20 protein-coding genes are annotated in these 20,602 nt (G+C 41.3%); 19 read left to right on the top strand and 1 reads right to left on the bottom strand.

The genetic code is table 11. The features are described 5' to 3' along the window. Positions 1-225: 225 nt before the first annotated feature. Complete coding sequence (locus tag NCY30_RS08500; RefSeq protein ID WP_055181775.1) at positions 226-633, bottom strand: hypothetical protein; 408 nt, start codon at positions 631-633, stop codon at positions 226-228. 200 nt (positions 634-833) lie between these two features. Here NCY30_RS08500 and NCY30_RS08495 point away from each other — a divergent pair, with 200 nt between their 5' ends. The 19 genes from NCY30_RS08495 to NCY30_RS08405 all read left to right on the top strand — a co-directional run bounded on the left by NCY30_RS08495 (position 834) and on the right by NCY30_RS08405 (position 20,572). Next, complete coding sequence (locus NCY30_RS08495) at positions 834-1,883, top strand: endonuclease/exonuclease/phosphatase family protein (RefSeq protein ID WP_173817893.1); 1,050 nt, start codon at positions 834-836, stop codon at positions 1,881-1,883. Between the two features lie 174 nt (positions 1,884-2,057). Continuing rightward, a complete protein-coding gene (gene ppk1 / locus NCY30_RS08490; protein ID WP_250818628.1) occupies positions 2,058-4,097 on the top strand; it encodes a polyphosphate kinase 1 in 2,040 nt (679 codons plus the stop codon). A gap of 78 nt (positions 4,098-4,175) precedes the next feature. Next, positions 4,176-4,448 (top strand): YabP/YqfC family sporulation protein, encoded by a 273-nt coding sequence (locus NCY30_RS08485; protein ID WP_006426596.1) that lies wholly within the window; start codon positions 4,176-4,178, stop codon positions 4,446-4,448. A 12-nt stretch (positions 4,449-4,460) separates the two neighbouring features. Further along, positions 4,461-5,726, top strand: coding sequence for a sporulation protein YqfD (locus NCY30_RS08480; protein ID WP_250818627.1), 1,266 nt, complete (start codon positions 4,461-4,463; stop codon positions 5,724-5,726). A 3-nt stretch (positions 5,727-5,729) separates the two neighbouring features. Then, complete coding sequence (locus tag NCY30_RS08475; protein WP_006426594.1) at positions 5,730-6,746, top strand: PhoH family protein; 1,017 nt, start codon at positions 5,730-5,732, stop codon at positions 6,744-6,746. Next, a complete protein-coding gene (ybeY, locus tag NCY30_RS08470; protein WP_006426593.1) occupies positions 6,743-7,237 on the top strand; it encodes an rRNA maturation RNase YbeY in 495 nt (164 codons plus the stop codon). Before NCY30_RS08475 ends, ybeY begins: the two co-directional genes overlap by 4 nt. A gap of 45 nt (positions 7,238-7,282) precedes the next feature. Then, positions 7,283-8,953, top strand: coding sequence for a putative polysaccharide biosynthesis protein (locus NCY30_RS08465; protein WP_006426592.1), 1,671 nt, complete (start codon positions 7,283-7,285; stop codon positions 8,951-8,953). A gap of 3 nt (positions 8,954-8,956) precedes the next feature. Beyond that, positions 8,957-9,778, top strand: a complete 822-nt coding sequence (locus tag NCY30_RS08460) for a pyridoxamine kinase (RefSeq protein ID WP_006426591.1) — start codon at positions 8,957-8,959, stop codon at positions 9,776-9,778. Positions 9,779-9,824: 46 nt separating this feature from the next. Next, positions 9,825-10,196, top strand: coding sequence for a hypothetical protein (locus NCY30_RS08455; protein ID WP_006426590.1), 372 nt, complete (start codon positions 9,825-9,827; stop codon positions 10,194-10,196). A gap of 30 nt (positions 10,197-10,226) precedes the next feature. Continuing rightward, on the top strand, positions 10,227-10,448 hold the full coding sequence (locus NCY30_RS08450) for a DUF896 domain-containing protein (RefSeq protein WP_006426589.1): 222 nt from the start codon (positions 10,227-10,229) through the stop codon (positions 10,446-10,448). Further along, on the top strand, positions 10,417-11,001 hold the full coding sequence (locus tag NCY30_RS08445; protein WP_416387607.1) for a 5-formyltetrahydrofolate cyclo-ligase: 585 nt from the start codon (positions 10,417-10,419) through the stop codon (positions 10,999-11,001). Before NCY30_RS08450 ends, NCY30_RS08445 begins: the two co-directional genes overlap by 32 nt. Before the next feature lie 20 nt (positions 11,002-11,021). Then, a complete protein-coding gene (locus NCY30_RS08440; RefSeq protein ID WP_006426587.1) occupies positions 11,022-11,204 on the top strand; it encodes a DUF4250 domain-containing protein in 183 nt (60 codons plus the stop codon). Positions 11,205-11,252: 48 nt separating this feature from the next. Next, positions 11,253-12,698, top strand: coding sequence for a tRNA (N6-isopentenyl adenosine(37)-C2)-methylthiotransferase MiaB (gene miaB, locus NCY30_RS08435; protein WP_055193861.1), 1,446 nt, complete (start codon positions 11,253-11,255; stop codon positions 12,696-12,698). Between the two features lie 69 nt (positions 12,699-12,767). Continuing rightward, positions 12,768-13,226 carry a putative ABC transporter permease gene (locus NCY30_RS08430; protein ID WP_022416109.1) on the top strand — a complete coding sequence of 153 codons (459 nt, stop codon included), beginning with the start codon at positions 12,768-12,770 and terminating at the stop codon, positions 13,224-13,226. A 27-nt stretch (positions 13,227-13,253) separates the two neighbouring features. Continuing rightward, positions 13,254-15,902 carry a DNA mismatch repair protein MutS gene (mutS, locus tag NCY30_RS08425; protein WP_330591521.1) on the top strand — a complete coding sequence of 883 codons (2,649 nt, stop codon included), beginning with the start codon at positions 13,254-13,256 and terminating at the stop codon, positions 15,900-15,902. Positions 15,903-15,905: 3 nt separating this feature from the next. Then, on the top strand, positions 15,906-18,011 hold the full coding sequence (gene mutL / locus NCY30_RS08420) for a DNA mismatch repair endonuclease MutL (protein ID WP_173732513.1): 2,106 nt from the start codon (positions 15,906-15,908) through the stop codon (positions 18,009-18,011). 1 nt (position 18,012) lies between these two features. After that, a complete protein-coding gene (miaA, locus tag NCY30_RS08415; protein WP_006426582.1) occupies positions 18,013-18,957 on the top strand; it encodes a tRNA (adenosine(37)-N6)-dimethylallyltransferase MiaA in 945 nt (314 codons plus the stop codon). Then, on the top strand, positions 18,951-19,247 hold the full coding sequence (locus tag NCY30_RS08410; protein WP_022416113.1) for a hypothetical protein: 297 nt from the start codon (positions 18,951-18,953) through the stop codon (positions 19,245-19,247). Before miaA ends, NCY30_RS08410 begins: the two co-directional genes overlap by 7 nt. A gap of 41 nt (positions 19,248-19,288) precedes the next feature. Beyond that, the gene (locus NCY30_RS08405) at positions 19,289-20,572 is read left to right on the top strand and encodes a methionine gamma-lyase family protein (RefSeq protein WP_006426580.1); all 1,284 of its coding nucleotides are present in this window, start codon (positions 19,289-19,291) and stop codon (positions 20,570-20,572) included. Positions 20,573-20,602 lie beyond the last annotated feature (30 nt).

Here is a 20,602-nt window from a genome sequence, read left to right as displayed (position 1 = left end):
TCATAATGAAACCTCCAAATGTAGTAAATTTCTACTTTCTATCAAAGAAGTGGAGTAAAAATCTATCTTCTATTATTATGAGTTAGAAAAGGGCGAATATCTAGTTACCCAAAAACTAAGCGCTTACGAATAATACAGAAAATAAAACCGACAGACTGTGCCCGGCGACTCTGCTTCGAATGAAGCAGATTCCCGTATGGTACAGATTGTCGGTTTTCCTGATTTTTAACCTTTTTTCTTGCGCTCTATACATTTCCATTCGGAATTCTCACAGATGAAGTGCCAGTATTCCAGAAGCTTTTCAGATGTCTTTCTGTCCTTTCCGCGGACGATGAACCAAAGGTCATCTGCGAATGTTCCTGATTCTGTTTCTTTTTCATTCTGTCCGTCTTCCGGATTTGACATCTTTACAGGTGACGCCGTTGTAAGTTTGATATCTTTGTAACGGATGATCCTCTCGATTTCATCCTGAATCTTCAGATATTGTTCTGTAATACCAAGCTGGCGGTATTGCTCTGCCAGGCGGATTCTTTTATTTCTCCCGGATAAAATAACATACGTGACAACAGATGTTATGATTGATGCAATAATCACAATTGCCAATATGATCAACACAAGAAGTGGTGTAGCCATAGATAATCGCCTCCTTACATAATATGGCTCATTATAACACCGATATCCTAGAAAAACCACCGTGAAATTGTCCGTATTTTCCTCGGTTTATGAATGGATTTTCTACAAAACTACTGTTATAATAGATAAATATATCAGGCGGATATAATTACTATGTTACTTTGGTATCTGCCAAAAGATAAAAAACACGGAGGTACAACATGAAAAAATTTGGGAAGATCTTAGGTGGAATCATACTTGGAATTGTATTGATTCTCCTGGTGGCTGTTGCCATTCTGACAGCGCTGGAATACCGTCCGGATCAGATAGAGACTTTGAACACAACCAGTGGAAAACAGTCCATATCTACAGGAGATTCGATGACGATCCTGACCTATAATACCGGATATGCCGGACTTAGCAAAGACGAAGATTTCTTTATGGACGGCGGAAGTAAAGTCATGCCGGAGACGAAAGATCTGGTAAAGCACAATATGAAAGGAATTGCCGGCATTCTGAATGATGCAGATGCCGATGTCTGTTTTCTTCAGGAAGTAGACATTGATTCCAAACGATCTTATCACATCAACGAAAAAGCTTACTACGAAAAAGCACTGGGTGTAGATGGAATCTTTGCATGTAATTTCAAATGCGTATATGTCCCATACCCGCTTCCGACGATCGGTAAAGTTGAAAGCGGCCTGGTAACATATTCTGATTACAAAGTATCGGAGGCTTCCAGAATCGCGCTTCCGGAATCTTTCAAATGGCCGGTAAAAACCTGTAATCTTAAGCGCTGTATGCTGGAAACAAGAATTCCGATAAAAGGCAGTGACAAAGAGCTGGTTCTGATCAATTTTCATCTGGAAGCTTATGACAGCGGAGAAGGTAAGATCGCGCAGCGGAAAGTTCTGGTGAAGAAGTTAAAAGAAGAGTATGAAAAAGGAAATTATGTGATTGCCGGCGGGGACTTTAACCAGACATTTGATGGAATGGACACCTATCCGATCCACGATAAAGACAGCTGGGTTCCGGGAAAGGTCGGAAAAGAAGATATCCCGGAAGGATTTTCTTATGCAGTATCCGATAATGTACCGACCTGCCGCTTGTTAAACGGACCATACAGCGGTAACTATGATGATTCACAGGTATATGTACTGGATGGCTTCATCGTTTCGGATAATCTGAAGATCGATCAAGTGGAAAATATCGACACACAGTTCGAATATACCGATCATCAGCCGGTAAAATTAAATGTAACATTAAAATAATATACCAAAATATAATCTGTTTATCAGCCTGCCTTTCCCGGCGGGCTGATTTAACATAGATTTAACATATATCTAATATAAGTCGGGGAATGCTATGCTATATTAGGAATACTGGAATGAATATTTCGGAAAAGAAAAAAGTAAAAAATACACAGAGAAAGGTGAGAAAACACTATGAGCAGCATATATATGAACCGGGAACTTTCCTGGCTGAAATTCAATGAACGTGTACTGGAAGAGGCTGAAAATCCAGAAGTCCCATTATGTGAGAGACTGACATTTGCATCGATCTATCAGAGCAATCTGGACGAGTTTTTCATGGTACGTGTGGGATCATTATATGACCAGACACTTCTTGACAAAAAGATCCGTGAAAATAAGACAGGCATGACATCACAGGAGCAGATTGATGCAATCTTAAAACGCACAAAACAAATCAATAAACGCAAAGAAGCGGTCTATGAAGAACTGATGGAACGTGTGGCAGAACAGGGCATCCGCATTTTACGTTTCAATGAACTCGATGAAGAAGGGGCTGCATATCTCGAGCGTTATTTTGAATCCGAGATTGCACCATTGATCTCGCCTACTGTTGTAGGAAGAAGACAGCCATTCCCATTCCTTAGAAATAAAGAAATCTATGCCGTAGCCGTACTTGGCTCCAAGGGCAAGAAAGACCGTCTGGGAATTATTCCATGCACCAGCAACATCTTCGGACGCCTGATCGCAGTTCCGGGAATGCAGGGCACCTATATGCTCGCCGAAGAACTGATTCTGCATTTCGCGCCGGCGGTATTCAAAGGATATAAGATCAAATCAAAATCTTTACTCCGTATCACAAGAAATGCCGATATCGATGCAGATGCATTGTACGATGAAGATCTGGACTACCGTGAATTTATGGAAGGGCTGATTAAGCAGAGAAAGAAACTGGCACCGATTCGTCTGGAACTTTCCAGAGATATCGACAAAAAAGGAATTGTCGTATTATGTGAATATCTGGAGCTGGATGAAAGCCATGTATTCATATCTTCAACACCACTGGATCTGTCGTTTGTATTCCAGATCCAGGATCTTCTCAGAAAGCATACGGAATTATATTTTCCAAAACGTACACCGCAGCGCTCTGACCAGTTCCAGGATGGAAAAAGTATCATAGAACAGATCCGGGAAGAAGACAAACTGTTATCTTACCCATACGAATCCATCCGTCCGTTCTTACATCTGCTGACGGAAGCGGCCGAAGATCCGGATGTCATCTCCATTAAGATGACCCTGTATCGTGTGGCGAAGCAGAGTAAAGTGGTAGAGGCACTGATCGAAGCAGCCGAGAATGGAAAAGAAGTTGTCGTACTGGTAGAACTGAGAGCCCGTTTTGATGAGGAAAATAATATCGGCTGGTCCAGACTTCTGGAGGATGCTGGCTGTCAGGTGATCTATGGACTGGATGGTTATAAAGTACACTCCAAACTGTGTCTGATCACCCGCAAAAACGGAGGTCAGGTAGAGTACATTACACAGATCGGTACCGGTAATTACAATGAAAAGACATCCAGATTGTACACCGACCTTTCTCTTATGACAGCTAACGTAGAGATCGGACTGGAAGCTTCCAATGTATTCCAGGCTTTGTCAAAGGGTGAAGTTGTAGAGCACAGTGAACATCTTCTGGTTGCACCGAAATGTCTGCAGAATAAAGTACTTGCCATGCTGGATGAAGAGATTGCACATGCAAGAAATGGAGAAGAAGCTTATGCTGGATTTAAGCTCAATTCTCTTACAGATAAGAAGATCATCGATAAACTGATCGAAGCTTCCGAAGCAGGTGTGAAGATCGATATGGTTGTCCGTGGAATCTGCTGCCTGATCCCTGGTGTGGAAGGAAAGACAGAAAACATTCGTATCATCAGCATTGTCGGAAGATTCCTGGAGCATTCGAGAATCTATATATTCGGAAACAGTAAGCGCAGGAAATACTATATTGCATCCGCAGATTTTATGACAAGAAATACAGTCAGACGTGTGGAAGTGGCAGCGCCTGTATACGATGAAAGACTGCAGAATAAATTACAGGATATGTTCGATATTATGCTTGCAGACAACCAGAAAGCAAGATATCTGGATGCAGAGGGGAATTATCATCGTGTAATTAATGAGGAGGCACCACTGAATTCACAGGAGTATTTTTACGCACAGGCATATCACGAACTTTAAAAAGAGGTAACTGAATTGCCATGCATATATTCCGGCGAAAAAGCATAGAGTAATACAAATTACCAGCACGGTATTTTTATGAAACGTCAGGAATGGAAAGAAAAAGCGGCGGAGATGTCGGGAGTCCCAAAAGATGTAGCAATGGGGCTCCCGATTCTTACGATTACCGGAACAAATGATCTTTGTGTGGAAAATTACAGAGGAATGACAGAATATACAGATCAGATAATAAGGCTTCAATCCAAAAGTGGTCAGATCAAAATCACTGGGAAAAAACTGGAAGTTATATATTATACAAATGACGAGATGAAGATTCACGGTCACATCAGAACAATTGAGTATCAACTATAGGAGGGGACCGTCGTGTTTGAACAGCTGATCTGGTACTTGAAAGGTTATGTCAGGATACGGGTAACCGGATATTCGCCGGAACGTTTTCTGAACGCCTGCCGTTATAAAAATATTTATATATGGGATCTGAAGCGGGTCTGCGGTTCATATGAGATGAATCTTACGATTGATGGTTTTCGCAGACTGAAAGAGATCGTAAGGAAGACCGGTACGAAGGTTTGCATCATACGCCGCAGTGGTCTTCCTTTTCTTTTATACAGATACCGTAAACGTCACATACTGCTGTCTGGTTTTCTTATCTGTGCCGGTCTGATCCTTTTTATGACACGTTTTATCTGGGGCATAGATATCAGTGGGAATCTCTCTTATACAGATGATACGCTGAAAAGATTCCTTTCGTCCGAAAACGTCAAAGACGGTATGAAAAAATCAGATGTAAACTGTAGAAAGATTGTGCAGGATCTCAGAAAAAAGTACGACAGGATCATATGGGTTTCTGCTTCCGTGGATGGATGCCGTCTTGTCATTCGGATAAAGGAAAATGAAGACGATTTTACGGACAGTTCAAAAATCAGTTTAGACAATAACGAAGAAGGAAAAGATATTATTGCAGATACGGACTGCACAATTGTAGATATTATAACGCGTACCGGCACTCCTATGGTACAACGGGGGACAAAAGTGAAAAAAGGAGCTATCCTTGTGTCTGGTCAGATTCCAATCTGTAATGATGAAAAAGAGATTACCGGTTACAGATTGAAAAATGCAGATGCAGACATAACAGGAGAAAAAGCCATTACATATCAGAAAGAGTTAACCAGACAATATATACAGAAAAAATATTACCGTTCAAGATTTTACTTTCTCCAGAAAAGAAATTACGGAATCCGTCTTGGCAGGCATTATTTCACGACTGAATCTAAAAACAATCAATATCCGGTCTTCGAAAAATATGTAGTTCAGAAAAAATATCAGATTGCCAATGTAATTCCGGTGACATTAGAAAAAAGCACGATAACGCCTTACCGCAAAATGTATAAGAAGTATACCAAAGCAGATGCCAGAATGATATTATCGGCAGATTTTCAGGATTACTGTAAAGAATTGGAGAAAAAAGGGGTAGAAATTATCCAGAATGATGTTAAAATATACACAGGGTCTGAGACGTATTATGCAAAGGGAACACTAAAGATCAGATGTTCCGTTGGCAGAAAGATGCCGTCTGTACCGATTCCGATAGAAAATTCTTCGGAAGAAGAAACAAAGAATGGAGATTAATGCATGGGATTAATGGAAACAGTCATCGATATACCTGCAGAACATGAAGCGAATGTGTTCGGGCAGTTCGATGTATATGCAAAGAAAATAGAACGGGCTCTTCATGTAACACTGATCGCGAGAGGTGAAAGTGTAAAGATCATGGGAGATGCTCTGAAGGTGGAAAAAGCAAAAAAAGTGCTGGATCAGCTTGTTGAACTTTCCAAAAGAGGCAACACGATTCAGGAACAGAATGTAGATTATACACTGGCGCTTGTAATGGAAGACAGTGAAGAAAATGTTCTGGAGATCGATAAGGATATTATCTGCCATACATTACAGGGAAAGCCGATCAAACCCAAAACCCTTGGGCAGAAAAAATATGTAGATGCAATCCGCAAACAGATGATCGTCTTCGGACTTGGGCCTGCCGGTACCGGTAAGACATATCTTGCGATGGCAATGGCAATCACTGCATTTAAAAATAACGAAGTTGGAAGGATTATTCTGACACGTCCTGCAATCGAAGCAGGAGAAAAACTCGGATTCCTTCCGGGAGATCTTCAGAGTAAGATCGATCCGTACTTACGTCCACTTTATGATGCACTGTATCAGATCATGGGCGCAGAAAGTTTTATGAAGAATTCTGAAAAAGGTCTGATTGAAGTGGCACCGCTTGCTTATATGCGTGGGCGTACGCTTGATAATGCATTTATTATTCTGGATGAAGCTCAGAATACCACCCCGGCACAGATGAAGATGTTCCTTACACGAATCGGATTTGGCTCAAAAGTTGTCATTACAGGTGATGCAACACAGAAGGATCTGCCATCCGGTCAGGTATCGGGACTTGATGTGGCAACAAGAGTTGTAAAAGATATCGAAGATATCAGTATCTGCCACCTTACCAGCAAAGATGTTGTACGTCATCCGCTGGTACAAAGAATCGTAAAAGCATACGAAGATTATGAAAGCAAACACGAAAACCGTCGTGGAAATGATGCTAAATACAAAGGAAAAGATAAGAGGCGAAGATCATGACATTATATTTTGAAGAAGAAGGGGATGTGAAACTTCCACTTGAATGTGAAGCACTTGCAAAAAGAGTAGTAGAAGAAGCCCTGGATTATGTAGGCTGCCCTTATGAGGCAGAAGTAAACCTGCTCCTGACAGAAAATGCACAGATTCATGAGATGAATAAGGAATTCAGAGGAATCGACAGAGCAACTGATGTATTGTCTTTCCCTATGATCGATTATCCGGAACCCGGAACATTTGACTTCCTGGAAGAACAGGAAGATTGTTTCGATCCTGAAAGCGGAGAGCTGACGCTTGGTGATATTGTGATATCAAAAGAGAAAGTTCTTGCACAGGCAGAAGAGTACGGACACAGTCCGATGCGAGAATATGCTTTTCTTATTGCGCATTCTGTGTTACACTTAACAGGTTATGACCATATGGAAGATGAAGAACGCCAGGTGATGGAACAAAAACAACGAGAGATTATGGAACGCCTGGATATTCTGAGATAACAATTGATCTTACTAATTTATACAAAATGATGGAGTTAAAGATGTATGTCTGAACAACGTAAAAAAAATGAGAAGAATTTCCTCGTACAGGGATCGATTCTGGCGATAGCAGGAGTTATCACAAAGCTGATCGGAGCATTTTACCGCATTCCGCTGCTTAATATTATCGGAACGGAAGGAAACGGATACTATTCCGTAGCGTTCTCAATCTATTCCGTGGCTTTGATGTTGACTTCTTACAGCCTCCCTTTGGCAGTATCAAAACTGGTATCCGCAAGAGTCGCCGTAGGAGAATACAAAAATGCACATAAGATTTTTCGTGGAGCCATAACATTTGCATTGCTCGCCGGTGGTTTTGTAGCTCTGCTTGTATTCTTTGGAGCTGATTTTATTGCAACGACGATCATGCATCTGGATATGAGTGCATATGCGCTCCGTGTATTGGCACCGTGTATTCTGATCGTTGCATTACTTGGAGTTTTGAGAGGATTTTTTCAGGGAATCGGTTCCATGGTCCCGACTGCAATTTCACAGGTTATTGAACAGATCATAAATGCAGTTGTATCTATTGCGGGAGCCTATGTATTATTAAATGCAGGAAAAGCCGTAGGAAAAACGAGAGGTGACAAATCTTTCGGTCCGGCATTTGCCGCAGCCGGAGGAACACTTGGTACTGTTCTTGGAGCATTCAGTGCATTAGTATTTGTTGGTCTTGTATTTCTTGCATATAACAAAGTCTTCAAACGCAAAATGAGACGTGACCATTCGAAAAAACGCGAAAGCTATAAGACGGTATACAAAGTTCTGTTTGTAACGATCGCACCGGTTATTTTAAGTGCAACTGTATATAATATCAGTGACTTCGTAGATACGGCGCTTTTTAATAACGTAATGGCTGCACAGGGGTTCAGTAAAAAAGAATATGCAAGTCTTTTGGGAATCTTTCAGGGACAGTACAGTACAATGATCAATGTACCGCTTTCTATTTCCAGTGCACTGGCGGCATCTCTGGTGCCAAGTCTGGTTGCAACAGTACAGACTGGTAGCAGAAAACAGGTACATAATAAGATCAATACGGTAAGCCGTTTTAATATGGTGATCGCAATTCCATGTGCGGTTGGTTTTATTACGCTGGCAAAACCAATCCTGAATATGTTATATTTTACTCAGGATAATACAACGGCTGCACTGATGCTTCAGATGGGAGCTCTTTCGGTTGTATTCTTCTGTCTGTCAACTGTTACCAACTCTGTATTACAGGGCCTTGATGACATGATGACTCCGGTAAAGAATGCTGCAATTTCCCTGGTGATCCATATTGTGACATTGTTCCTGATGCTGGTAGTATTGAAATGGAATATCTATGCCGTAGTATTAAGTAAGATTATTTTCTCCGGAGCAATCTGTGTATTGAACGCAAAAGCACTGCGTGACAGGATTGGATATGTGCAGGAAAAGAAGAAGACTTTTGTAATCCCTGCACTGGCTTCACTGATCATGGGTGTGATCGCTGTTTTGGTCCACCTGATTTTCGAATTGTTCGCAGGCCCATATATTGCGACGATCATCGCACTTCTTGCAGCAGTGGTAACTTATGGTGTGGCTATTGTTGTACTTGGAGGAATTACAGAAGAAGAATTACTTGGCATGCCAAAAGGAGCTACCCTTGTGACATTATGCCGTAGATTACATTTGATAAAAGGGGAATACAGGTAAGTTATGAGACCAGTAAAAAAGATTGCACTGTTACACGATATATGCGGTGTAGGAAAAGCAGCCATGATGAATATGACACCTATCTTAAGTATGATGGGAATTGAAGCGTGTCCCATCCCGACTGTGTTGTTATCGACACATACCGGAGGTTATGGAACACCTGCCATATATCATGTACCCGGAGAATATATACGTACGTGTGCGGATCACTATAAGAAAGAAAACATTACATTTGACGCGATTTTTGTAGGATACCTTGGTAATGTTGACGTGATTGATTCTGTTATTTATTTTATCAGTCAATTTCCGGATACCAAAGTAATCCTTGACCCAATCATGGGTGATCACGGGAAATATTATTCTAATTTTGATGGATCTTACGGTACATCGATGAGAAGGCTTTTGCCTTATTCGGATGTAATTCTGCCAAATCTGACAGAAATGTATCTGCTCGCCGGAAAAGAGTATCAGATCACAGGGAATCACCGAAATGTCCTGCATCTGTGCGAAGAACTGCGCAAAATGGGTGCCAAAGATATAATCATCACCAGTGTTCCGAAAGATGACTGCAAAAAAGGTATCGTATTATATGAAGACGATGCATTTCTCTATATCGGGAACGGTGAAGTATTAAAAGAATTTCACGGAGCCGGTGACGCATTTGACGGAATGTTTCTTGCCAGACTCCTGCAGGGTAACACACTTCTGGAAAGTGTCCAGGCTTCTCATGCATTCGTATGTGCATGTATCAGAGAAAGTGAAAAGTATGATTATCCGGAGCGGGAGGGGCTTCTTATCGAAAAAACATTGAGAAAAATCGTATAAATACAATGTTATAAGCTAATACTGTACTCAAAAAGGAGTAATCACTATGAAAAATAAGTATGGTATTGGCTTTTTACTGTTTCTGATCCTTGTAGTATTTGGAATTACCTGTGCTTATCAGCTGAGTTTGAATAAAGGAAAGCGTGAAATCCAGGCCGAAATAAATGCGAAGGAACAGAAAGAAATGAACAACACTTCTGTGGCAGCAGACGGACAGGCTCTTAAAGACGACTGTTATTATCTGAAGGAATTAAATGGATATGTGGTTGTATATCTTAGTGATAAAAAGACAGTATATGAATATACAGATATTTCACTGGAGGGCCTTCCGGAAAATCTTCAAAAAGAAATTCAGAATGGAAAATATATAGAAACATCAGAAAGCTTATATGGTTTTCTGGAAAATTATTCCAGTTAAACCTGAAACTTACAGAAAGGACAAAAGATAATGGATGATAAAAAAGTAGCAAGAATCAATGAATTATATCACAAATCAAAATCAGAAGGTCTGACACCGGAAGAACTAAAAGAACAGCAGATCTTGAGAAAAGAATATATAGATTCTTTTAAAAGGAACCTGCGTGGGCAGTTGAACAACATTTCTATAAAGGAAAAAGACGGAAGTATTACGAATTTAGGTGAGAAATTTGGAAACAAAAAAGGAAATTAGACATAAGATCATCCGTCTCAGAAAAGAGATGGATCCACTTGTGTGGCAACAGGCAACCAACGACATTACCGAAAGAGTTATCAATCATCCGCGATTTTTAGAAGAGACCGATATATACTGTTATGCAAATTATAACGGAGAAGTGGGAACCTCTTCCATCATGGAGGAAGCCTGGAAGCTCGGAAAAAGTGTGTGGTTTCCGAGAATTGAGGGAAGCGAAATGAATTTTTACCTGGTAGAAAGTAAAGATGACTTACAGCCGGGCGCATACGGGATTCTGGAACCAACCGGCGATCATATAGCAGACGGAGAAGACGGACTTTTGATCATGCCTGGAGTCGCTTTTGATGAAGAATGCCACAGGATTGGATATGGCGGCGGCTTTTATGACAAATATCTGGAAAAACATCCGAATCTGCATGCAATTGCAATTGCATTCGAATTGCAGATGTACAGAGAACTTCCTTTTGAGGAACATGATATAAAGCCAGAGAAAGTTGTGACAGAAAAGCAGAGTTATCCGCTTGATACAGAAGAGAAAAGTCTTATATAACAAAAAGGAGTGAACAAAAGATGGCAAATGGGTTACCGAAAGATCCTATGCTGTTACTTAGTGTAGTCAATACAAAACTCAGAGATTATTATCACAATCTGGATGCTTTATGTGATGATATGAATGTAGAAAAAGAAGAAATTGTGAATACTTTAAAAACCATTGATTATGAATATGACGAAAACAGACATCAGTTTGTCTAAATCCATGATTACTAATTGATTCTAAAATAATACAAAGGAGCAAAAAGAATGCTTAATAATGTTAATTACGATATAGATATTACAAAAGAGCCGCCGGCGGATGATACTGCCCGTCAGTATTATTTCATCGAAAAGGCAAAGGCATATGTACAGCGTGAATCCGAAGAACTTGGTCGTCCGCTGACGTTCTGCGTTACAACCTTTGGTTGTCAGATGAACGCGAGAGACTCTGAAAAGCTTTGCGGAATCCTGGAAAAAATCGGTTACGTAGAAGCTGCGGAAGATGAGGCTGATTTTATCATCTTTAATACCTGTACAGTAAGAGAAAATGCCAATATGCGTGTCTACGGACGACTTGGCCAGTTAAAACCAAGAAAAAAGAAAAATCCTCATATGATGATCGGTCTTTGCGGATGCATGATGCAGGAACCGGAAGTCGTAGAAAAGTTAAAGACGAGTTATCGCTATGTAGATATTATTTTTGGAACGCATAATATTTTTAAATTTGCCGAACTCATCGTCACACGTTTCGAATCGCAGCGTATGGTGATCGATATCTGGAAAGATACCGATAAAATTGTTGAAAACCTTCCGAATGACCGTAAATTCTCCTTCAAATCCGGAGTAAATATCATGTTTGGATGTAATAACTTCTGCAGTTACTGTATCGTACCATATGTACGTGGAAGAGAAAGAAGCCGTGATCCTGAGGCGATCATATCCGAAATCCGCCAGCTTGTTGCAGATGGTGTTGTTGAGGTTATGCTGCTCGGCCAAAATGTCAATTCTTATGGTAAGAATCTGGAACATCCGATTACATTTGCCCAGCTTCTTGAAAGAATTGAACAGATCGAAGGACTGGAACGCATTCGCTTTATGACGTCTCATCCAAAGGATCTATCCGATGAACTGATCGAAGTCATGGGCAAATCCAAAAAGATCTGCAAACATCTGCATTTACCGGTACAATCCGGAAGCAGCAAGATTCTGAAGAAGATGAATCGTCATTATACAAAAGAACAGTATCTGGAACTGGTAGAAAAGATCAGAAGATCAGTACCGGATATTTCTCTTACTACCGATATCATTGTTGGTTTCCCTGGTGAGACAGAAGAAGATTTTGAAGAGACAATGGATATCGTAAGAAAAGTCCGCTATGACAGTGCATTTACTTTTATCTATTCAAAACGTACCGGAACACCGGCTGCAGTTATGGAAGATCAGGTGCCTGAAGATGTGGTCAAAAATCGTTTTGACAGATTATTAAAAGAAGTTCATTCCATCGCATCAGAAGTATGCTCTGTTCATGAAGGAACTGTTCAGACAGCATTGATCGAATCAGTCAGTGAACACGATCCATCCATGGTGACCGGACGTTTAAGCAACAATCTACTGGTACATATCAAGGGAGATAAAGGAATGATCGGACGTCTGGCAGATGTCAGACTGACTGAATGCAAAGGTTTCTATTATCTGGGAGAACTGGCAGAATAAATGTATTATAATTAACCATAAAAGCGCTCAAACTATGTAGTATCAACAAGATAGTGAGGGCGTTTTTATATGAAAAAAATCAGTGAGTATTTATTTTTATGGGGTATCGGAGGATGGATCTACTATTCGCTGGAAATCATCTTCCGTGGATTTTCACATTGGTCCATGTTTGTACTGGGCGGAATCTGTATGATGTTTTTCACGTACCAGGGAGAACTGGTACACTGGCAGGATGATTTTCTAAGACAGGTGCTGCGGTGCAGTATCTTTGTAACAGCAATGGAATTTATCACAGGTATCATTGTAAATAAATGGTTTGCACTTCATGTATGGGATTACAGCTGTCTGCCATTTCAGTTATTCGGGCAGATTTGTCTGCCGTTTATGATATTGTTTGCCTGTCTTTGTGCTGTTGGAATCTATCTGAGTGCCAATATTCTGCATTTGTTATATGGAGAAGACAAACCACAGTTTGTGAGAAAAACTATCCTTTTAAATTCAAAATATAAATGCTATAATGAAATGTAAAAATAAAATGACAAGAGGAGAAGAAAAGTGGCAGAATTAACACCAATGATGCAGCAGTATATGCAGACGAAAAAAGAATATCCGGACTGCATCCTCTTTTATAGATTGGGAGACTTTTATGAGATGTTCTTTGATGATGCACTGACCGCATCCAAAGAACTGGAGATTACATTAACCGGAAAAAACTGTGGGCTCGAAGAACGCGCACCGATGTGTGGTGTGCCATATCATGCAGTAGACGGATACCTGAACCGACTGGTATCCAAAGGTTATAAAGTAGCAATCTGCGAACAGATGGAAGATCCGGCAACTGCAAAGGGACTGGTTAAAAGAGATGTTGTAAGAATCGTAACACCCGGAACCAACCTGGATACTCAGGCATTAGATGAGACAAAGAATAATTATATTATGTGTATCGCCTATGCATCAGATCATTACGGCGTATCAGTTGCCGATGTATCAACCGGCGAATACATGGTAACCGAGATCGAAAATTCAGAAAAATTATTTGATGAGATCTACAAATTCATGCCTTCAGAACTGATCTGCAATGAAGCGTTCTATATGAGCGGAATGGATTTTGAATTATTGAAAGAAAAACTTGGAATTACCGTATATTCCCTGGATTCCTGGTATTTTGATGATGCAATCTGTGAACGGATATTAAAGGAGCATTTCCATGCAGGGACAATTGAAGGATTGGGACTTGCCGACTATGACTGTGGCGTGATCGCAGCCGGCGCACTCATGCAATATCTGGTAGAGACACAGAAAAGAGATTTATCACACATTTCTCATCTGACAATCTACGCAGCCGGAAAATATATGCTTCTGGATAGCTCGACGAGACGTAATCTGGAGTTGTGTGAAACACTGCGCGACAAGCAAAAACGTGGTTCCCTTCTCTGGGTACTGGATAAGACAAAGACCGCAATGGGCGCAAGAACATTACGCAAATACATTGAACAGCCGTTAATTGACAAAAATGCAATTGAAAAACGACTGGATGCCGTAGATGAACTGATGAAAAATGCGATTTCCAGAGAGGAAATCAGAGAATATCTTTCACCGGTTTACGATCTCGAACGACTGGTATGCAAAATCACATATCAATCTGCCAATCCAAGAGATCTGATCGCATTCCAGACTTCACTTTCCATGCTTCCACATATTAAGTGTATCTTAAGTGACATGCAGACACCGCTTTTAAAGGAACTGTATGAAGAGCTGGATACATTGGAAGATCTGTGCAAGCTGGTTAGTGATTCTATCAGGGAGGATCCACCGATTGCCATGAAAGAAGGCGGTATCATAAAAGATGGATACAATGCAGAAGTCGACAAACTCCGCAATGCCAAATCCGACGGGAAGGACTGGCTTGCCAAACTGGAAGCAGATGAGCGGGAAAAGACAGGAATCAAGAATCTGCGTATCAAATACAACAAAGTATTTGGCTATTATCTGGAAGTTACCAATTCTTTTAAAGATCTGGTACCGGATTATTATACAAGAAAGCAGACTCTTGCCAATGCAGAGCGTTATATCATTCCGGAATTAAAAGAACTGGAAGACACGATTCTTGGTGCGGAAGATAAACTGTACGCACTGGAATACCAGCTTTATTCTGAAGTCAGAGATACGATTGGGAAAGAGGTCGTACGTATTCAGAAGACAGCCAAAGCTATTGCAAAATTAGATGCATTTGCCTCACTTGCACTGGTTGCGGAGCAGAATAATTACGTCAGACCGAAGATGAACGATAAAGGACTGATCGACATCAAAGACGGAAGACATCCGGTAGTAGAAAAGATGATTTCCAATGACATGTTTATTTGTAACGATACATATCTGAATGATAAAAAGGATCGTATTTCCATTATCACAGGGCCAAATATGGCCGGTAAATCAACCTACATGAGACAGACTGCGCTGATCGTCCTGATGGCGCAGATTGGTTCATTTGTTCCGGCTTCATCCGCTAACATCGGTGTGGTTGACCGCATCTTTACACGAGTGGGTGCATCAGATGACCTTGCAAGCGGCCAGAGTACTTTCATGGTCGAGATGACGGAAGTTGCTAATATTCTCCGTAATGCGACAAGTAAGAGCCTTCTGATCCTTGATGAGATCGGTCGCGGAACCAGTACTTTTGACGGTTTAAGCATTGCCTGGGCAGTGATCGAGTATATCAGCAACAGCAAATTGCTTGGGGCAAAGACGTTATTTGCAACACATTATCATGAACTGACTGAGCTTGAAGGAAAAATTGAAAATGTCAATAATTACTGCATTGCCGTAAAAGAAAAAGGTGATGATATCATTTTCCTGCGTAAGATAGTAAAAGGTGGTGCTGATAAGAGCTACGGAATTCAGGTCGCAAGACTTGCCGGAGTTCCGCAGTCAGTTACGGACAGGGCGAAAGAAATCGTAGAAGAACTGGTGCAGGCAGATGTAACCGGACGTATCAAGGACATTGAAGTGCAGGGACAGGAATCTTCCAAACAAAAAACAAAACATTTTGATGAGGTAGATCTTGCCCAGATGTCATTATTTGATACCGTAAAAGACGATGACGTAATTAAGGAGATTAAGGATCTGGATCTAGCCAATCTGACTCCGATCGACGCATTAAATACATTATATCAGCTTCAGAACAAGCTGAAAAACAGGTGGTAAACGATGAGTAAAATTCAGGTGTTAGACCCGATTACAATTGATAAGATAGCAGCAGGAGAGGTCATTGAAAGACCTGCTTCTGTTGTAAAAGAACTGGTAGAAAATGCCATCGACGCAGGTGCTACGGCAATTGTGGTAGAGATAAAAGAGGGCGGGATTTCTTTTATGCGTATTACAGATAACGGATGCGGGATTGAACGGGATGACGTCCGTTCTGCATTCTTACGGCATTCAACGAGTAAAATCCGTTCTGTAGATGATCTGGTCCATATCGGTTCACTGGGCTTTCGCGGTGAAGCGTTATCCAGCATCTCTGCAGTTGCACAGGTAGAACTGATTACCAAGACCAGGGACCAGACCTTCGGAACTTTATATCGTATCGCAGGCGGCAAAGAGGAAGACCTTGAAGATACCGGAGCACCGGACGGAACGACATTTATTATAAGGCAGTTGTTCTATAATACTCCGGCCAGAAGAAAATTTTTAAAGACACCTATGACTGAAGCAAGTCATGTAGGAGATCTGATGACAAGACTTGCACTTTCGCATCCACACATTTCTTTTCAGTTTATCAACAACGGACAGTCGAAATTGCATACATCCGGCAACGGCAAACTCAAAGATGTGATCTACCATATCTATGGACGTGATATCGCAGCAAATCTTCTAAAAGCAGAATACGATGCAAAAGGCCTGAAAGTCACAGGATTTCTCGGGAAACCAATCATTTCCAGAGGAAACCGTAATTTTGAAAATTATTATGTCAATGGAAGATATGCCAAGAATAATATCATTTCCAGAGCCATTGAAGACGCATATAAAGATTTTACCATGCAGCACAAGTATCCGTTCGTAGTACTGCATATCGAGATTGATGGTGAACATGTAGACGTCAATGTACATCCAACTAAAATGGAACTGCGTTTTAATAACCAGCAGGAAGTATATAATGCCATCTACTCAGCGGTTGATCAGGGTCTTCACGAGAAAGAACTGATCCCGCATGTGGAGATGCCGGAACCAAAGCCGGTTGTTTCCAATACACCGGCATATGCGCCGAAACCAAAGACTGGATCTGTTTCTCAGACTCCGGCGGCGGTCCAGACAGGAGAAATATCAGGAATGACTGGTGGTGTAACATCCGCATCGATGCCGCAACGGAAAAAAGCAATTGTGCCGCCTCCGCAGGAGCGTGATCTGGAATACTTCATGTCCAGGATGAAAGAACGGGTTCTGGCAGAGCATGAAGAGAAGAAGAGAAGAGAAAAGATTGCAACAAAGCAAGCAGTACATACGACAGAAAATATAGCAGAAAATATTTCAGTAAAAGAAAGCCCGTCGTTTTCTTCTGCTTCAACACCTTCAAACGTAGCAGAAGAAAAAACACCTTACATGCAGAATGCATCCAGCAAATCAAAAATAACAATGTCGACGAATACAGACGAAACAACTAAACCAGAACCATCTCTTACGGAAACACCGAAACAGATGGAACTTTTTGAAGATCATCTGCTTACAAGAGAGGCCATGCAGAAATATAAAGTCGTTGGTCAGGTATTTGAAACCTACTGGCTGGTAGAATATGATAACAGCCTGTACATCATCGACCAGCATGCGGCGCACGAACGTGTTCTGTATGAAAAGACTTTAAAATCCATGAAAACCCGGGAATTCACCTCACAGATGATCAGCCCTCCTATCGTACTGAACTTAAGCATGCAGGAAGCAGAGCTTCTGAACACCTACATGGATCAATTTACAAGGATTGGATTCGAGATTGAGGAGTTTGGTCAGGATTCTTATGCCGTCCGCGCCGTACCAGATAATCTGTTCAGTATTGCAAAGAAAGAACTGCTGATCCAGATGTTGGACAGTCTTTCGGATGAAATTACCAGAAATCAGTCTCCGGATCTCATCGACGAAAAGATTGCTTCGATGTCATGCAAAGCTGCCGTAAAGGGCAACATGAAACTGTCGGTGCAGGAAGTAGATGCGCTGATCGGTGAACTGCTATCACTGGACAACCCGTATCACTGCCCACACGGAAGACCTACCATTATCGCAATGACAAAACGAGAACTGGAAAAGAAATTCAAGAGGATTGTATAAAATGAAGAAGAAACCATTAGTAGTACTAACAGGGCCTACGGCCGTTGGCAAAACAAAAGCCTCCATTGGACTTGCAAAAGCCATCGGAGGAGAAATCATTTCTGCTGACTCCATGCAGGTGTATGAATATATGGATATCGGTTCCGCGAAGATACGTCCAGAAGAGATGCAGGGGATTCCTCATTATCTGGTAGACGAATTAAAGCCATGGGACGAATTCCATGTAGTCCGTTTCCAGCAGATGGCAAAAAAAGCTATGGAACAAATCTACGCTAACGGTCACATTCCAATCATTGTAGGAGGGACCGGATTCTATATCCAGGCATTACTATATGACATTGATTTTACCAGTACTTCACAGGATGACAATTATCGTCAAGACCTGGAAAATCTGGCAAAAGAAAAAGGGGCGGAATATCTGCACAATATGTTACGCGAAATTGATCCAAAGTCCGCTGAAGATATTCATGCCAATAATATAAAACGTGTGATCCGTGCGCTTGAATATTATCATCAGACCGGTCAGAAAATGTCCAGACACAATGAAGAAGAGCGTCAGAAAGAGTCTCCGTATGAATTTGTTTATTTTGTTCTCAACGCACCAAGGGAACAGCTTTATCAGAGAATTGACCGACGTGTGGATCAGATGATGAGCGAAGGGCTTGTTGAAGAAGTAAAACGGCTGAAAGAGATGGGCTGTACCAAAGAGATGGTTTCAATGCAGGGATTAGGATACAAAGAAATACTGGCATATCTGGACGGAGAGTATGCTCTTGACGAAGCAGTATATACAATCAAACGCGATACCCGGCATTTCGCCAAGAGACAGCTTACCTGGTTCCGGCGTGAGCGGCAGGTCACATGGATCCAAAAAGAAAAATATGATTATGACGAAGAAAAAATCTTAGAAGCAATGATTTCACATCTGGAGGGAAAAATATGCTAAAGAAAAAACTGAGGGGTAAATCAAAGTTTTTGCGAAAAATGAATGAATTAATGGAAATTTATTCACGCAATCAGGATACAGCATTTGCATATCGCGAACTTCTCGGACTGGAACCGCTGATCAAGTACGAGGGAGAGAGGGCCATGTTCGATCTTAACAGAGCTTCGCTCTTATATGATATGGAAAGATACCGAGAAGCGGAAAATGTGCTTCGCCGCATTCCGTCCATCAATCCGACGTTTGATGCGATGTGCGAATCCCTGCGGTTTAAAATTTTAGATGCAAAATAAACAGATGATAAATTTTTCAGAAAGAAGGATAACAGACAATTATGATACCAATGAACACAATTTATAATGAAATGGGCATTCGTGAAACAGTCCTTTCATTTGGAAAAAATATAGAAAAAAATCTGAAAGACAGATTCGAAAAGATAGATGAGATTGCAGAATACAATCAGTTGAAAGTAATAAAAGCCATGCAGGACAACCGTGTCAGTGCCGGATGTTTTAATTATGCCAGCGGATATGGTTATGATGATCAGGGCAGAGATACACTTGAAAAAGTATATGCGTCTATTTTTCACACAGAAAGCGCACTTGTACGTCCGCAGATCACTTGCGGAACACATGCTCTGTCACTCGCACTTGCGGCAAATCTAAGACCCGGAGATGAACTTCTGGCACCTGCCGGAAAACCGTATGATACTTTGGAAGAAGTGATCGGTATCCGGCCGTCAAACGGTTCGCTTGCTGAATATGGCATCTCATATTCCCAGGTAGACCTTCTGGCAGATGGCACTTTTGATTATGAAAACATCAAAAAAGCAATCAATGATAAGACAAAAATGGTAGCAATCCAACGTTCCAAAGGTTACCAGACCAGGCCAAGTTTCTCCGTAAAGCAGATTGGAGAACTGATCACATTTGTAAAAGGGATCAAACCGGATCTTGTCTGTATGGTTGATAACTGTTATGGCGAATTCGTTGAAACAATTGAGCCAAGTGATGTCGGAGCAGATATGACCGTTGGATCTCTGATCAAAAATCCGGGCGGCGGTCTTGCTCCGATCGGTGGATATATTGCAGGACGTGAAGATTTAATTGATGCCTGCGGATATCGCCTGACTTCTCCTGGACTCGGAAGAGAAGTAGGCGCATCGCTTGGTGTGATGAAGGATTTCTATCAGGGATTATTCCTTGCGCCGACAGTATCTGCATCCGCATTAAAGGGCGCAATTTTTGCAGCAAATATTTATGAAAAACTTGGTTTCCCTGTAATTCCAAATGGGACAGAAAGCCGGCATGATATTATTCAGGCAGTAGAATTCGGAATTCCCGAAGGTGTAATTGAATTCTGCAAAGGAATTCAGGCGGCCGCTCCGGTGGATTCTTATGTTACACCTGAACCGTGGCCGATGCCTGGATATGATTCGGATGTTATTATGGCCGCCGGTGCATTTGTCCAGGGATCGTCTATTGAATTGAGTGCAGATGGTCCGATCAAGCCTCCATATGCGGTATATTTCCAGGGCGGACTTACCTGGCCACATGCAAAACTGGGAATTCTGATGTCTTTAGAATATCTGGTCCGCGCAGGAATCGTAACCTTATAAATTTATAAAAATCTATGCAGAAAAAGAGGA

The sequence above is a fragment of the Dorea sp. MB18-49 genome, from assembly GCF_023669465.1.
Lineage (GTDB): Bacteria > Bacillota > Clostridia > Lachnospirales > Lachnospiraceae > Dorea_A > Dorea_A longicatena.
This window is presented reverse-complemented; position numbering and strand designations above follow the sequence as displayed.

Coding starts and splice junctions, on each gene's coding strand:
- NCY30_RS08500 (WP_055181775.1), bottom strand. CDS start 633: ATGGCTACACCACTTCTTGTGTTGATCATATTGGCAATTGTGATTATT.
- NCY30_RS08495 (WP_173817893.1), top strand. CDS start 834: ATGAAAAAATTTGGGAAGATCTTAGGTGGAATCATACTTGGAATTGTA.
- ppk1 (WP_250818628.1), top strand. CDS start 2,058: ATGAGCAGCATATATATGAACCGGGAACTTTCCTGGCTGAAATTCAAT.
- NCY30_RS08485 (WP_006426596.1), top strand. CDS start 4,176: ATGAAACGTCAGGAATGGAAAGAAAAAGCGGCGGAGATGTCGGGAGTC.
- NCY30_RS08475 (WP_006426594.1), top strand. CDS start 5,730: ATGGGATTAATGGAAACAGTCATCGATATACCTGCAGAACATGAAGCG.
- ybeY (WP_006426593.1), top strand. CDS start 6,743: ATGACATTATATTTTGAAGAAGAAGGGGATGTGAAACTTCCACTTGAA.
- NCY30_RS08465 (WP_006426592.1), top strand. CDS start 7,283: ATGTCTGAACAACGTAAAAAAAATGAGAAGAATTTCCTCGTACAGGGA.
- NCY30_RS08460 (WP_006426591.1), top strand. CDS start 8,957: ATGAGACCAGTAAAAAAGATTGCACTGTTACACGATATATGCGGTGTA.
- NCY30_RS08455 (WP_006426590.1), top strand. CDS start 9,825: ATGAAAAATAAGTATGGTATTGGCTTTTTACTGTTTCTGATCCTTGTA.
- NCY30_RS08450 (WP_006426589.1), top strand. CDS start 10,227: ATGGATGATAAAAAAGTAGCAAGAATCAATGAATTATATCACAAATCA.
- NCY30_RS08440 (WP_006426587.1), top strand. CDS start 11,022: ATGGCAAATGGGTTACCGAAAGATCCTATGCTGTTACTTAGTGTAGTC.
- miaB (WP_055193861.1), top strand. CDS start 11,253: ATGCTTAATAATGTTAATTACGATATAGATATTACAAAAGAGCCGCCG.
- NCY30_RS08430 (WP_022416109.1), top strand. CDS start 12,768: ATGAAAAAAATCAGTGAGTATTTATTTTTATGGGGTATCGGAGGATGG.
- mutL (WP_173732513.1), top strand. CDS start 15,906: ATGAGTAAAATTCAGGTGTTAGACCCGATTACAATTGATAAGATAGCA.
- miaA (WP_006426582.1), top strand. CDS start 18,013: ATGAAGAAGAAACCATTAGTAGTACTAACAGGGCCTACGGCCGTTGGC.
- NCY30_RS08410 (WP_022416113.1), top strand. CDS start 18,951: ATGCTAAAGAAAAAACTGAGGGGTAAATCAAAGTTTTTGCGAAAAATG.
- NCY30_RS08405 (WP_006426580.1), top strand. CDS start 19,289: ATGATACCAATGAACACAATTTATAATGAAATGGGCATTCGTGAAACA.